Consider the following 13,902-nt stretch of genomic DNA (forward strand, 5'->3'; position numbering starts at 1 on the left):
GATACTTCCTGCTGTCCAAGCCTCCAATTTTCGGCACTCGATCCCTGAGCGGAACACATACAACCGTTATACGCCTCATATGAATAGAAGTAGTATGCACAGCTGAATTTTCCAGAGAGAACTCAACTGCCAAAGGGGGACACAGGCTTGGAAAGGGAATGGAAGAGTGCCTTATACACCTATGTGAACCAGTACAACCGATGCGAAATCGACTATCGTCCACAGACGAGCGAGCGGATTGTCACGGATCCGGCATTTGTGCTGGAGCGGGGAGAGCGTATGGCCAGACTGGACGATTGGTATCGTAAACGGCGTGCAGTGCCTCTTCGCAGCGAGACCAGTGCCAAGCTTGTGCGAACGGTTACGGAAGGTCCGGAAGAATCGGTGGTAGATATTCAACTTTACAGCAGGCTTTTCTATGAGAAAAGCGGAATTACCCACCGGGAGGATCGGATTGAGAGGGAACGGTTGACCTTTATTAGGCAGGGTGGAACCTGGATGATTGGACGGGTCGAAAGAGAAGTTCCGGAGCGGCGTCCGGCAGGGGAGGGGAGACCCTTTCAGCAAGCGAATTTTGTACAGGCGATTAATCGGCCACTGCTGAACAGGGAAGTGCTTGGCCAGGGTAGAAGTTCAAGGCAGCAATTATACCGGCGGGACCTGGCAGTTGCTTATGCAGATCGGTGGTGGAATGCGGGAAACCCCGCATTTGAGGAATTCGAGGTAGACTGCACCAATTACGTCTCCCAATGTCTCTTTGCAGGGGGAGCACCCATCCACTATACTGGTAGAAGAGAAGCGGGCTGGTGGTACAAAGGCTATGTGAACGGCACTGAAATGTGGAGCTACAGCTGGGCCGTATCCAACAGTCTGGAGCGTTATCTGGGAAGCAGCAGCTGGGGGCTGACAGCAACCGAAGTGGATCGTCCGGAACAGCTGATGCTTGGCGATGTCATTCTCTACGATTGGGACGGAGACGGCAGGTTTCAGCATAGTACTGTTGTGACAGCCTTTGATGCGGGAGGCATGCCGCTTGTCAATGCACATACGGTCAGCAGTCGCCACCGCTATTGGGATTACCGGGATTCTTACGCTTGGACAGAGCGGACGGTGTACCGGCTTTTTCATATTGCAGATGAGTTCTAATGAGGAAAGATATACAGGGATTTGGTGACGTGGACATTCAGTTCCGTGTAAAATAAGCCCTAAGACAAGAATAAAATTGATGCTGATTATACAGGTATGACGGCATCATGCACAGATAATCGGAGGTTACGCATGAGCATGGATAAATTAACAGTTGGCGTCGTTTACGGCGGGAAATCAGGGGAACACGAAGTATCGCTGCAAACGGCGTTTGCTGTAACGAACGCTTTTGATTATGAAAAATATGAACTGGTTCCTTTCTATATCTCCAAGCAGGGAGCATGGAAAAAGGGATCTGTGATGCACGCGCCATTCGCGCAGATTGAGGATCTGAAGCTGGAGCAGGCAGCAGGTGGAACCCAGGAAGCGCTGAACGCATTGTTTGCACGTCTGTATGGCGGAGAAGATGCACTGGACGTTATGTTCCCGCTGCTGCACGGTACGTTTGGTGAGGATGGTACGATTCAGGGGATGTTTGAGATGGCGGATATGCCTTATGTGGGTGCAGGTGTACTGGCTTCGGCAGGCGGCATGGACAAAGTGGTCATGAAAAAGCTGTTTGCGCAGGCTGGAATTGACCAATGTGCCTTTACTTATTTTAATGCGACCCAGTGGAAGCAGACCGAGCACGACATGATTCTGCAAGTGGAGGAACAGCTGGGCTACCCATGCTTCATTAAACCGGCGAACCTTGGCTCCAGCGTAGGAATCTCCAAAGCACGCAACCGGGATGAACTGAAGACGGCCGTCGAATTTGCGCTGCGATACGATACGAAGGTTGTTATTGAGGAGTTTGTTGAGGCACGCGAAGTGGAAGTAAGTGTACTTGGCAATGATGAGCCGATGGCCTCGGTGCCAGGAGAAATCGTATCCTCTGGTGAATATTATGACTATGCAGCCAAGTATATTGATGGCCAATCACAGATGCTGATTCCCGCTCCGCTGGATTCTGAAGCCGCTGATCGTATCCGTGAGGCAGCCCTGCAGGCATTCCGTGCGATTGAAGGTAATGGGATTTCCCGGGCAGATTTCTTTATTCGTAAATCCGATGGTGCATTGCTTATTAATGAAGTAAACACAATGCCTGGCTTTACTCCGTACAGCATGTATCCGTTGCTGTGGCGTGAGACGGGCGTATCGTATGCGGAACTGCTGGATCGCATGATTGAGCTAGCATTGGAGCGTTACAACCGCAAGCAAGCGCTGAACTATGAGAACGGCGTGCAGGCTTAAATTTCGAAAGTTGAAATTCTAGTCACACTTTAACGTAGGAGACTATTCAAGGAGGGGTATGGATGGGATTTCAGACTGAATTCAATTCCGTATGCAAATTCAAGAGCGAGCAAGAGCTGTTTGAACTGCTGGAATACGGCCGCGGCAAAATGGTGAAACAGGGCTTCCGGGTCTTTCCGACCGGACAGAAGGTTATTGCCTATACGCCTGATAACGTGGCTGTAGCCATCGTCAAGATCGTTGCTTCGATTGCAGAGATCAACTTCCAAGGACAGGAAGTAACGGAAGTGGAGATGCAGCTCATTCGCAAGCTGAACGAGGAAGAATCCCGTGTTCAGACTGCACTTGCGGACGAAATGTTCTTTGGTGAGCAGGCACAGGGATAAACCTTACTTCATCATATGGGACCAATGAACGGAATTGTAAGGCGAGCGATTACGGACTTTCTTTTAGGGTAAAACTTGGTTATATACAGTGACCGGAAAACCTGACGGCAGCAGATGCCAGGCAGGAATTCCGCCCTAATAGAGAGGAAGAACACCATGCTTGTACGTTTTGGTTATGTGGCGATGTCTGTGCTGGTCGAGAATGCATCTCCTTCCCGCACGATGACCATGGCCAGCTTCAAGAAAATTGATGACAGGGAGGCAGCCATTCGCAAGCTGGAACGGATTGCGGCTGAGAATTTGCATAATACGTTACGGTTGCTTAGACATAACAAGGGCAGCCATATTCATGTATATCGTTTCTCTTCCAAATTAATTCCACTGGCGACACATGAGGATCTGATGGATTGGGATCCCTTCCCGGCCCTCCAGTCCGATTTTGCTGCCATTGGTGATTTTGTGAAGGAGAACGGAATGCGCGTATCCTTCCATCCGGACCATTTTACCGTTCTAAGTACGCCGCGGGAGGAAGTGCTCCGGAACTCTATGCGTGACCTTCGTCATCATGTGCGGATGCTGGGTGCCATGGGATTGAACGCCACTGCCAAGAATAATATACATATTGGTGGTGCATACGGGGACAAGCCTAGTGCAGCGCTGCGCTTTGAAGAAAATTTTCTGAAGCTTGATCGGGATATCCAGGAACGGTTGACCCTCGAGAATGATGATAAAACATTCAACGTTCCCGAAACGCTGGCCGTATGTCAGCATCTGGGACTGCCGATGGTGCTGGATATTCATCATCAGTGGGTCAATAATGAAGGCGAACAGCCATGGGATTTGTGGCCTGATATATGGAAGACGTGGCAGTCGCCGCTGGCACAGGCGGATTCCCCTGCAGACCGGCCATTACCGCCGAAAATTCACGTATCCAGTCCGAAGAGCGAGAAGGATATCCGTGGGCATGCCGATGGCGTTGAAGTAGAGCCTCTGTTATCCTTTTTGCGTCATATAGCTGCAGATACGCCGGAACTTGATGTCATGATCGAGGCGAAGCGCAAGGATGAAGCCCTGGTGCAGCTCATGCAGAAGCTGGCCTTCTACCACGAAGAAGGCGTGGAATGGGTGGACGAATCTACAGTCATTATCCATCCCTAGAGCCAAAAGGGGCCTGGGCAGCAAGAAACTTTATAACCAGTGAGGCGTATACTTTTAACAAGTATTTTAACTTTTCGTAGATTGATATAGAAAGTAGAGTGAACGCTTTGAATGAGAAGGAAAAAACACCTTATGTCGTGACGAGCAAAAGCTATACTGCTGTTGCCATTAATGCAGCTTCCAAAGCGGGTGAATGGATCAAGAGCCGTCTCGGAACCATAGGCGAGCCTGGAACCAAATATTCGCCGCAGGATCTTGTGACCGAAGTGGACAAAGGAGCGGAGCAGATGATCCGCCGCCTGATTCTAACCCACTTTCCGGGCCATGCCATTCTCGGTGAAGAGGGTGTTGAACCGGGACCGGAAGCTTCGGCCAAAGCACTGAAAGAGGCTCAGGAAGAAGAATTCCTGTGGATCGTGGATCCAGTGGACGGAACAACGAATTTTGTCCATGGATTTCCGTTTTATTCAGTGTCCATCGCCTTGGCTCATCATGGTGAGGTCATTGTAGGGGTCATTTACGATCCTTCCAGAGATGAACTGTTTGTAGCTGAAAAAGGAAAAGGTGCATACGTCCACGGCAACCGAATGGCTGTATCCAATGAACAGGGCTTGGGCCAGAGCCTGGTCGCAGTGGGCTTCCCGGCAGATACTACCTATGCCCTGCCAGTCAATATGGCGGCTGTACAGGCTCTTGCACCGCAAGTACGAAGCCTGCGTGCAGGTGGATCAGCAGCGCTGCACTTGGCATACGTTGCTGCAGGTCGCCTCAGTGCATACACCGAAGTCGGACTGAAACCGTGGGATATCGCAGCAGGTGCCCTGCTCGTTGAAGAATCCGGCGGCAAGGTCACCGATACAATGGGTACACCTTATAAGCTGTCTGTCAGTCATGTGGTTGCCACGAACGGCAAGATTCATGATGCACTGACAGATGTACTCAAGGAAGCCAAAGCAACCGGCTTGGAGTGAGTTTATTAATTTCTTAAATGATTCAACAAACGTATATTGCACATAAACGAGGGTCAGAAAAAATCTGGAGAAGCGAAGCGTTCGCCTTTATCCCTGAATTTTTTCCTTTGAAAAGAAAACACTAAAATTCGGGGATAACAGCGATCGGAAGATTGTTCTGTCCATCGAAGTATAGGTGCAATAGTATATTTGATGGTGCATTTATGAACTTAATTGAAGGAGCGATGAACGATGGATGAATCCAAGGAACTGGAACGACGTTTGAGTGAAATGCTGACTGAAGGGGAGATGGAAGAGTCCGGCGAAGCGGACAAGCGTGAACGCCAGCTGATTCCTCCCAAATATGAGGTGCGCATACAGACAGAAACGGACCCGATTGTACAGGAAACGTTGATGTACCGGAATATGGCTCGTGAAGTGGACGATCGCTATGATCGCTATCTGGAACGTTCTGCCGAGAAAAATAACTCCTCAGATACGGAAAAGAAAGACCACTAAACCACCGTTGTAACGAGCGATCACAAAGCTAGGATCATAGGTTAACAGACTTCCCGCAGAGGGGAGTCTGTTGTTTTGTGAGCAGGCTGATGTTCATACGACATCTATACTTTTTAATGCTAGAATAGAAATAGGGTGAACTTCTCCCACCGGAGAAGAATCTGTGTTATAAAGTTCAAGTTATTATCTTATAGATGTGAGAAAAAGGAGTGTTCCCACGAATGAAGCGTACACGTACATGGAATAACACGTCGGCTGCATTGACAGCATGCATGCTGGCTGGAATGATGCTGCTTGCATCAACGGCATTACCGGCACATGCAGCGGATACAAGCACCAGCACATTACCTGCCGGCACAACAACCGCAGCCGCCAATGTGAAGAAGGATGCTGCAGCTGTAACGAAGGAGTTCAGAATCGTTACTTTGGGAGATTCTATTACGGTAGGGTATGAGCCGAATGCTAAGGGCCTGCCTTATGGTTATGTAGAGCGCTTGCAGGAGCAAGGGCTGCTCCATGGTCGTATTCAGGTGGATAACTATGGTATAGCCGGCTTGAAGAGTATTGGATTGAAGAACTTTATGTCTGCAATAAATGAAGGCAAAACATTGACCTCTGAAGCCATTCAGCCGAGTTTGCCAGATCCAAGAGCGGGGCAGATGGGAGCCAACATAGCTGCAATCCGCGAAAGCGTAGCAGGAGCCAATCTCATCGCGATTACCATTGGAGGCAATGATGTATCCGAACTGCTGGGTACAGCCAATACCCTTAGTGACTCGGAATTGGAAGCTAAGGTGAAGGCGCTGCTGGCAGCGTATACCGCGAATGTTAGCGAGGTAATCAATACAATTCATGTCATTAATCCCGACGCTAAAATTGTCATTGCCGACCAGTACCAGCCTATGCCTGAAGTAGCGGGTAAAGCATTGTATGCCAAGCTCATGGAAGCATCCAAAGGTTTTACGGCAACCATTGACGGCATTGCATCCCAAGTCACCGCACAGGGGATGGATGTAAAAGTGGCACATGTAGCCAAGGAGTTTGTTGGCGGTGAGGGAACCATGACACATATGATCAAGGATCGTGATTTTCACCCGAATCAGTTTGGATACGAAGCGATCGCCAAGGTCTTTGCAGAAACGATCTGGGGCGAATATACGAAACTGACCGCGCCTGCAGCTGGTGAACCGATGAACATCATCGTTAGCGGCAAAACGTTGAATACGCCCTATAAACCCATCATTCGCAATGGGAAAAATTTTGTTGCGATTCAGGATATCGTAAACGCTGTAGGGGCTACCACGGTTTGGGACAATAAAACCTCCACAGCAACCATTACATACGGAGACCGTAAGGTAGCTGTGAAGATTGGTGCAAGTGCGGTTCAGGTGAATGGTGCATCTGTTGCCGTAGATACACCTGCGTTCCTGAACAAGGTGGGCAAGGAGTCCAAAACGTATGTGCCACTGGCCATGGTAGCCGAAGGTCTTGGCTTTGATGTGCAATATGTTGCCAAGTTGAAGACGGTATTCGTTAATCCGTAAACCAATGTGAAGTTATTCTATTCGAGAAGCCGGGTTGATCTGATGATCAATCCGGCTTCTTTTCTCAGTGCCTTTGAATAGGACGCTATATGTTGCATAAATATGACTTGTCATCTGCCCATGGATGTGTAAATATGAAAATAACTTACAGTAGAACGAGACTCTCACACCTGCCTGCACCCTTCGCGGGGCCAAAGGAGCGCTTTGGATGAGAAAAATTAAAAACGCTTTCACATCGCTGCCGATCCATCACAAAACCATTCTTCTCATCGGATTTTTGATGCTGATCAGCTTCACGTTTTATGTTTCTGTCCTAGGATACGTATTCAGAATCTATGATCGCCAAATCTATGAGAAGTCGTCCCAGGTACTGAATATGTCTTCCGTGGGCATCGAGAATCAGCTGCGCGAAATCGCCAATCTTTCCTTCAAGGTCATGTCGGACGAGGCGCTCCAGCAGTATCTTCTGCAGTTGGATAAGGCAGAATCCGGATACGAGAAAAATGGGCTGCTCAAAAAGATAACCAACCGACTTGTCGCATATGCAGGATCAGAGAAGTACATCTATTCCATGATATTTATCGATAATGATCATAACGTTATGGCTGCGGGAAACCGTGAGGGAATATCGGAGTCCATGCAGACGGAACTGATTGCACTCGGACAGCAATATTCAGGATCCAATGCATGGTATACAAGCGGAGACCAGCAAGCGAGGCTCATATCCGTGCGGCAGGTCAAGTCCTTCACTGGTGGAGCCTTCACATTGGAGAAGCTGGGAACACTGATTATCCGTGTACGGCTGGATCGTATTGTTCAGGACCAGATGCAGCATCCCGCAGAGGACTCACAGCTGCTGATTACCGATGGGCGTGAAGTCATCTATCCCACCCAATCGTCAGTGACCGATTCCGAGTTGGAATCGGAATTGAAGCGTACCCAGCCTTACGGGATTGCGATGTTTGAACAGGGAAGGAACTTCGTCGCCCGTGCGCATTCATCCTATACGGATTGGGTGTACCTTTATATGACACCGTTTGACCAGATGTTTAAGCAGATACAGTTTGTCAAACAGTTGGTTACTGTCATTTTCTTTATGATTTTGCTGGTGGCACTTGTATTTGGAGCCAAGCTATCCCGCAGCATTACACAGCCGATTGCCCAGTTGATCAAGAAGATGCGCAACATTGAAAAGGGTGATCTGGATAAGCTGGAGGAGGCTGCCCTGGGCAATGTTCCGGTATCTTCCCAAAATGAAGTTGGGCTGCTTCATCGTACGTTCAAAATGATGCTGCAGCGCATCCGGGAACTGATTGACGAGAATTATGCGAAGCAGCTGGTCATTCGGGAGACAGAGTTGAAAGCGCTTCAAGCACAGATCAATCCGCATTTTCTCTATAACACGCTGGAGTCCATTAACTGGCTGGCCAAAGTGCAGAAGCAGCGGCAAATTTCCGAAATGGTCGAAGCACTCGGCTTCCTGCTGCGCAGTTCAGTGAATATGTCCGAGAAGTGGATCACGCTGGAAAGGGAGCTGGATATCGTCCGCAGTTATGTGACCATTCAGCGCACGCGATTTGAGGAAAGGCTTGATTTTGATATGGATATCGCTCCTGAGGTGGGGAGTGCACGTCTTCCGAAGCTAACGTTACAGCCTTTGGTGGAGAATGCCATTCACTATGCGCTTGAACCAAGTATACATCCGTGTAAAATTCGGATTCGAGCCAGAGCGGAAGATGACAAGATTATCATTGAAGTAGAGGATGACGGACCGGGCATGACCCCGGAGTTTTTGGAGCAATTGCAGGAAGGGCGCATTCAGACAAGAGGGCAAGGCATAGGTTTATCCAACATCCAGGAACGGATCAGACTGACCTTCGGTGAGGAGGGCAGTATGGTCATGAGCAGCAATCCCGGTGCCGGGACCGTAGTATCGATCAGAATACCTTGGATCAGAGAGGACGATGACGATGTACAAAGTGATGCTCGTAGATGACGAACGTGTGATTTTGGAGGGGATCTCCCAAGTGGTGGATTGGGCGGCAGCCGGTACTGAATTGGTGGACACCGCCAGGAATGGGATTGAGGCATTGGACAAAATCGGGCATTCCAGACCTGATATTATTATTACCGATATATCCATGCCGGGTTTGGATGGACTGGGACTTATAGAAAAGGCTTCTGAAGCCTACCCTGGGCTTCGGTTTATCATGCTGTCCGGGTACAAAGAGTTTGAATATGCCCGACGGGCCATGCAATATGGCGTGAAGCATTACTTGCTGAAGCCCTGCAATGAAAATCAGATTCATGATGCCCTGTCGGAACTGCTTCAAGAGCATCAGGATGCACAGGTAAAAGAGCATGTGGCTGGGGAGATGAAGCAGCGGCTGCAGAGGGTGCTTCCCCATGTAAAAGAACAATTTTTGCTCGAATTCATGACCAATCGGACATATGGTCCGGTCGATCTGGAGTATTATCAGGAGCTGTTCAATCTGAAACTTGAAGCAAGTCAAGTTCGCTTGTTATTGTTCCATATCTCGGACGAACATGACTACAGTCATTTGTTTGCCATCAAGAACATTGCCAGCGATCTGCTGCCGTATGTCTTATTAAGCACAACCATTGAAGGCAAGCTGCTGATTCTGCTTGAAGATTCGGCTGATTACGCTGACTTAAGGGAGAGAATTGAGGAAGTGAGATCGGCTTTTACCAGGCTCTATAAGTTACAAGTGACGGCTGCACTTAGCGAAGCGGACCACATGGTCCAGTCACGGCGTCTGTATCGTGAGGCGCTGCAATGTCTGAACCATCGCTTTTTCATCGGAGAAGGTAAGTTGATCACGAAGAATGATGTAGCTATTGCCGGGGAATGTGAAGGCGTTCATGCCGAGCAGGATGCCGAACAATTGTGCCAACTGATTAAGTCGGGTAATAGCGAGGAAGCCAGTGCCGAAGTTGATCGCCTGTTTGAGCGCTTAGCCGGACAGCAGCTTGATATTGAGGTCACCCGATCTTATGTTGTTCAGCTCTATTCGGCCATGATTCATGTCTGTCCGCCTGAAGAGGCCACGGAGTTTACGCAGCGGATGGCAGAGCTTCCTCACATGGATACTTTGTCCGGACTGAAGTCTTTTATCGCCAACAGCACAGCCAATCTGACATCAGGCTACTATAAAAATCATATAAGCCGTCAGTCTTCCGCCGTGGAGAAGATGATGGATATTGTAGATAAACACTACGGTGAGGCTGATCTTTCACTGAATGGTGTTGCCCATCAAATGCTGTATATGAATCCGGATTACCTGGGGAAAATTTTCAAAAAAGTAACAGGAGAAAACTTCTCCAACTATGTGAATCGTCTGCGTATTGAGCGTGCATGTGAGCACATTCGCCGAGGCGGGGATGTAAAGGTATTCGAGCTTGCGGAACTGTTCGGCTTCGGAGGTAATTCGCAATATTTCAGTCAGGTGTTCAAAAAGTGGACCGGCATGACACCAACCGAATACAGAAGATCCGGCATATAACAATGAATTGCAGCTCCTTGGACGTTGTATGAGGGGGACAAACAACACCGTGAAGGGTGAATGTTGTCCTCCTCTGTTTTTTGAACCAACAAGACGGATTTGTGTATTCAACTCTGGTCGTACATTTGCGAAAATGACAATATCAAGTTTGTGAAAGCGTTATCAGAAAGGTAAGGATAACCCGTTCACAAAACCATATCCACACAAAAAGGGGAGATTGGCATGGTGAAAAAGGCAATATTCCTGATGATGGCAATGCTGCTGGTATTTACGGCGGCGTGCAGCTCAGATGGAGATTCGGGAGGAACATCCGCGGATGGCTCGGTGACGCTGCGTATCGCGTGGTGGGGCTCGGATACACGTCATGAATACACGCAGAAGGTCATTGACTTGTACAAAGAGAAAAATCCGAACGTCAAGATTGACGTCGAGTACGCCTCCTTTGATGACTACTGGAAGAAGCTCGCTCCACAAGCAGCAGCGAATCAGCTGCCAGACATTGTACAGATGGATATTTCCTACATCAGCCAATATGCACAAAATGGTCAGCTGGAAGATCTGGCTCCTTACCTCGGTAATCAGATCAAGGTGGATGATGTTTCCGAAAACGTCATCAGTACTGGCGTAATCAACGGCAAGCAGTATGGTGTACCTGCCGGGGTTAACGTACTCGGTTTCCATTATGACCCGGAACTGCTCAAAAAGGCAGGAGTAGATACATTCCCGGAAAATCTAACTTGGGAGTCATACGAAGCACTGGGTAAACAAACCGCAGAAAAAGGACTGTACTTGGATGGCGGGGTAGCTCCGGATATTTTCTTCCACTATTTCCTGCGGACCAAAGGCTTGTCACTTTACAATGCTGAAGGTACAGGACTTGGATATGACGATGATAAACTGTTTGTCGCGTTTTTCGGATTGATGCGTCGCATGATCGAACAAGGAGCGGCACCTTCACCGGATATCGCTAACCAGACGAAGGGGATTATTGAGGAATCCGATCTGGTCAAAGGCAAAGGGATCGGAATCTGGCAATGGTCCAACCAGTTCGTAGCCGTACAGCAAGTTGCTAACCGTCCACTGGAGTTTGCTCCAATGCCTGGACCGGACATGGAGAAGGGTCTCTACATGCAGCCAAGTATGTACTGGGCAGTCACTTCGAACTCGAAAGTGAAGGAAGAAGCCGCGAAATTCATTGATTTCTGGGTGAACGACGTGGAAGCCAACAAGCTGATCAAGGGTGAGCGCGGTGTGCCGATCTCCGGCGCAATCAAGGATGCCATTGCACCTGAACTGAGTGAGCCAACGAAGCAGGTATTTGACTTTGTAGCAGCCATGGAGCCAAAAGCATCACCAATGAGCCCGCCACCACCAGTGGGTTCACCTGAAGTCATTGCGTCTCTGGCAGATGCTGTTGAGGAATTGAATTTTGGCAGAATTACACCGGAACAGGCTGCGGAGACATTCCGTAAAAACGCCGAAGCGGTTCTGGCCAACAATAAATAACAGTTGAATGATTGCTTGCTCATCCCACCCGGGATGACGGGACTGGGGCTGCTCGCTAACCGCGGGGGCCTTTCCCCGTCCAATTGTGCATCCCTGTTTGTCGGAAGCAGGCAGATCAATAAAGGAGGTTCATTCCGTTGAGGCAGTATTCGTCGTTGCGCAGAAACCTGACCGGGTACGCATTTATTAGTCCGTTTATTATCGGATTTCTGGGCTTTACGCTGATCCCGATGTTTGTGTCCTTATATATGTCGTTCACAAGTTATAACCTGTTCACTTCTCCCCGGTGGATTGGGATGGACAACTACACCAAAATGTTTTTTGAAGACCCGAAGTATTGGAACTCGGTTAAGGTAACATTCCTGTATGTATTCATTGGTGTTCCTCTGAGACTGGTCTTCGCACTCTTCGTTGCCATGATCCTGAATACCGGTTCCCGTATGGTCGGAACGTACCGTACGTTGTATTATCTCCCATCCATTATTGGTGGTAGTGTGGCGGTGTCGATCATGTGGCGTAACCTTTTTAGTAATGAAGGGGTTATCAACAGTGCACTAACCGCTATCGGAATCGGGCCAATCAGCTGGTTCGGTGATCCCGATGCGTCCCTGGTCATGTTGATCTCGCTGTCCGTCTGGCAGTTCGGTTCCTCCATGTTGATCTTTCTGGCAGGCCTTAAAAATATCTCTCCTGAGATGTATGAGGCAGCAGGGGTGGATGGCGCTAATCCGATACGCAAGTTCTTTAGCATCACCTTGCCGCTGCTTAGTCCAATCATCCTGTTCAACCTGATCATGCAAACCATCGGTGCCTTCATGACCTTTGTGCCTGCATACATCATCTCCAAAGGAGAGGGTGGTCCAATGGACGGTACAATGCTCTACTCGCTGTATCTGTTCCGTCAGGCCTTTATGTTTAACAATATGGGTTATGCTTCAGCAATGGCCTGGATTATGCTTATCATGATCGGTATCCTCACTGTAGCCGTGTTCCTGACATCCAAGTTCTGGGTGTTCTATGAATCTGAAGGAGGGAAGTAACGATGGTTTGGAAAAATGTAAAGTGGCCGATTTATCACCTGTTCGTTGCAGCGTTAGCCCTCCTGATGCTTTATCCGGTGCTTTGGATGTTGTTCAGTTCATTCAAGGAGAGCCGCACCATCTTCGTTACTGCGGAGTCCCTTTTCCCTACCGAATGGATCTGGAGCAACTATGTCGATGGCTGGAAAGGCGCGGGCGGAAGACCGTTTATGGACTACATCACCAATTCACTCGTTATCGTAGTCATTTCTACCATCGGTGCGGTATTATCCTCGTCGCTTATCGCCTTCGGTTTTGCCAGACTGAACTTCAGGGGCCGCAGCTTCTGGTTCTCCCTGATGATGTTGACTCTGATGCTGCCACATGACGTGGTGTTGGTTCCGCAATACATTATCTTTACGAAGCTGGGCTGGTTGAATACGATTCTCCCCATTGTTGTACCTACATTCTTCGGAATGCCGTTCTTCATTTTCCTGATGGTACAGTTCATTCGTACGATTCCGAAAGAGCTGGATGAAGCGGCAACCATTGATGGATGTAACAAGTTCAGATTGTACATTCAGATTATCATGCCGCTGATTAAGTCCTCGCTCGCGACTGCCGCAATCTTCTCCTTCTACTGGAGATGGGAGGATCTTCTGGGGCCGGTACTATATCTGAACTCACCGGATAAATATACGGTATCCATGGCGCTCAAAATGTTCCTGGATAGCGAATCTGCCTCCAACTGGGGAGCGATGTTCGCCATGTCCATCGTCAGTCTGATTCCGGTTGTAGCCGTATTCTTCATTTTCCAGAAACAAATTGTACAGGGCATGAGCACGAGCGGACTGAAAGGATGATAACTTCTTTCACTGGATTAACACTTCATCCAAAATGCTGAACAGGGAGGTTGT

General features: G+C 48.8%; 12 protein-coding genes. All 12 read left to right on the top strand.

Annotation, left to right across the window (positions count from 1 at the left end; genetic code table 11):
* The first annotated feature begins 147 nt into the window (after positions 1-147).
* The 12 genes from AC3WQ3_RS23960 to AC3WQ3_RS24015 all read left to right on the top strand — a co-directional run bounded on the left by AC3WQ3_RS23960 (position 148) and on the right by AC3WQ3_RS24015 (position 13,848).
* Positions 148-1,146 (top strand): amidase domain-containing protein, encoded by a 999-nt coding sequence (locus tag AC3WQ3_RS23960; RefSeq protein WP_336784288.1) that lies wholly within the window; start codon positions 148-150, stop codon positions 1,144-1,146.
* A gap of 132 nt (positions 1,147-1,278) precedes the next feature.
* Positions 1,279-2,379 carry a D-alanine--D-alanine ligase gene (locus tag AC3WQ3_RS23965; RefSeq protein WP_492473848.1) on the top strand — a complete coding sequence of 367 codons (1,101 nt, stop codon included), beginning with the start codon at positions 1,279-1,281 and terminating at the stop codon, positions 2,377-2,379.
* Positions 2,380-2,441: 62 nt separating this feature from the next.
* On the top strand, positions 2,442-2,765 hold the full coding sequence (locus tag AC3WQ3_RS23970; protein ID WP_095362127.1) for a hypothetical protein: 324 nt from the start codon (positions 2,442-2,444) through the stop codon (positions 2,763-2,765).
* Between the two features lie 156 nt (positions 2,766-2,921).
* Positions 2,922-3,923 (top strand): UV DNA damage repair endonuclease UvsE, encoded by a 1,002-nt coding sequence (gene uvsE, locus AC3WQ3_RS23975; protein ID WP_336784287.1) that lies wholly within the window; start codon positions 2,922-2,924, stop codon positions 3,921-3,923.
* 107 nt (positions 3,924-4,030) lie between these two features.
* Positions 4,031-4,894, top strand: a complete 864-nt coding sequence (locus tag AC3WQ3_RS23980) for an inositol monophosphatase family protein (RefSeq protein ID WP_419720075.1) — start codon at positions 4,031-4,033, stop codon at positions 4,892-4,894.
* Positions 4,895-5,125: 231 nt separating this feature from the next.
* Positions 5,126-5,392 (top strand): hypothetical protein, encoded by a 267-nt coding sequence (locus tag AC3WQ3_RS23985; RefSeq protein ID WP_336784285.1) that lies wholly within the window; start codon positions 5,126-5,128, stop codon positions 5,390-5,392.
* Between the two features lie 221 nt (positions 5,393-5,613).
* On the top strand, positions 5,614-6,936 hold the full coding sequence (locus tag AC3WQ3_RS23990) for a stalk domain-containing protein (protein ID WP_492473851.1): 1,323 nt from the start codon (positions 5,614-5,616) through the stop codon (positions 6,934-6,936).
* Between the two features lie 208 nt (positions 6,937-7,144).
* On the top strand, positions 7,145-8,932 hold the full coding sequence (locus AC3WQ3_RS23995) for a sensor histidine kinase (RefSeq protein WP_127540716.1): 1,788 nt from the start codon (positions 7,145-7,147) through the stop codon (positions 8,930-8,932).
* Positions 8,907-10,460, top strand: coding sequence for a response regulator transcription factor (locus AC3WQ3_RS24000; RefSeq protein WP_492473852.1), 1,554 nt, complete (start codon positions 8,907-8,909; stop codon positions 10,458-10,460). Before AC3WQ3_RS23995 ends, AC3WQ3_RS24000 begins: the two co-directional genes overlap by 26 nt.
* A 222-nt stretch (positions 10,461-10,682) precedes the next feature.
* On the top strand, positions 10,683-11,966 hold the full coding sequence (locus AC3WQ3_RS24005) for an ABC transporter substrate-binding protein (protein ID WP_492473853.1): 1,284 nt from the start codon (positions 10,683-10,685) through the stop codon (positions 11,964-11,966).
* A gap of 137 nt (positions 11,967-12,103) precedes the next feature.
* Positions 12,104-13,006 carry a carbohydrate ABC transporter permease gene (locus AC3WQ3_RS24010; protein ID WP_260503776.1) on the top strand — a complete coding sequence of 301 codons (903 nt, stop codon included), beginning with the start codon at positions 12,104-12,106 and terminating at the stop codon, positions 13,004-13,006.
* A gap of 2 nt (positions 13,007-13,008) precedes the next feature.
* Positions 13,009-13,848, top strand: a complete 840-nt coding sequence (locus AC3WQ3_RS24015; RefSeq protein WP_127540712.1) for a carbohydrate ABC transporter permease — start codon at positions 13,009-13,011, stop codon at positions 13,846-13,848.
* Positions 13,849-13,902 lie beyond the last annotated feature (54 nt).

The organism is Paenibacillus sp. FW104-T2 (genome assembly GCF_058789975.1).

Excerpts from the sequence above, each read along its gene's own strand:
- AC3WQ3_RS23990 (WP_492473851.1), top strand. The coding sequence starts at position 5,614 with ATGAAGCGTACACGTACATGGAATAACACGTCGGCTGCATTGACAGCA.
- AC3WQ3_RS23995 (WP_127540716.1), top strand. The coding sequence starts at position 7,145 with ATGAGAAAAATTAAAAACGCTTTCACATCGCTGCCGATCCATCACAAA.
- AC3WQ3_RS23985 (WP_336784285.1), top strand. The coding sequence starts at position 5,126 with ATGGATGAATCCAAGGAACTGGAACGACGTTTGAGTGAAATGCTGACT.
- AC3WQ3_RS24005 (WP_492473853.1), top strand. The coding sequence starts at position 10,683 with ATGGTGAAAAAGGCAATATTCCTGATGATGGCAATGCTGCTGGTATTT.
- uvsE (WP_336784287.1), top strand. The coding sequence starts at position 2,922 with ATGCTTGTACGTTTTGGTTATGTGGCGATGTCTGTGCTGGTCGAGAAT.
- AC3WQ3_RS24015 (WP_127540712.1), top strand. The coding sequence starts at position 13,009 with ATGGTTTGGAAAAATGTAAAGTGGCCGATTTATCACCTGTTCGTTGCA.
- AC3WQ3_RS23965 (WP_492473848.1), top strand. The coding sequence starts at position 1,279 with ATGAGCATGGATAAATTAACAGTTGGCGTCGTTTACGGCGGGAAATCA.
- AC3WQ3_RS24000 (WP_492473852.1), top strand. The coding sequence starts at position 8,907 with ATGTACAAAGTGATGCTCGTAGATGACGAACGTGTGATTTTGGAGGGG.
- AC3WQ3_RS23970 (WP_095362127.1), top strand. The coding sequence starts at position 2,442 with ATGGGATTTCAGACTGAATTCAATTCCGTATGCAAATTCAAGAGCGAG.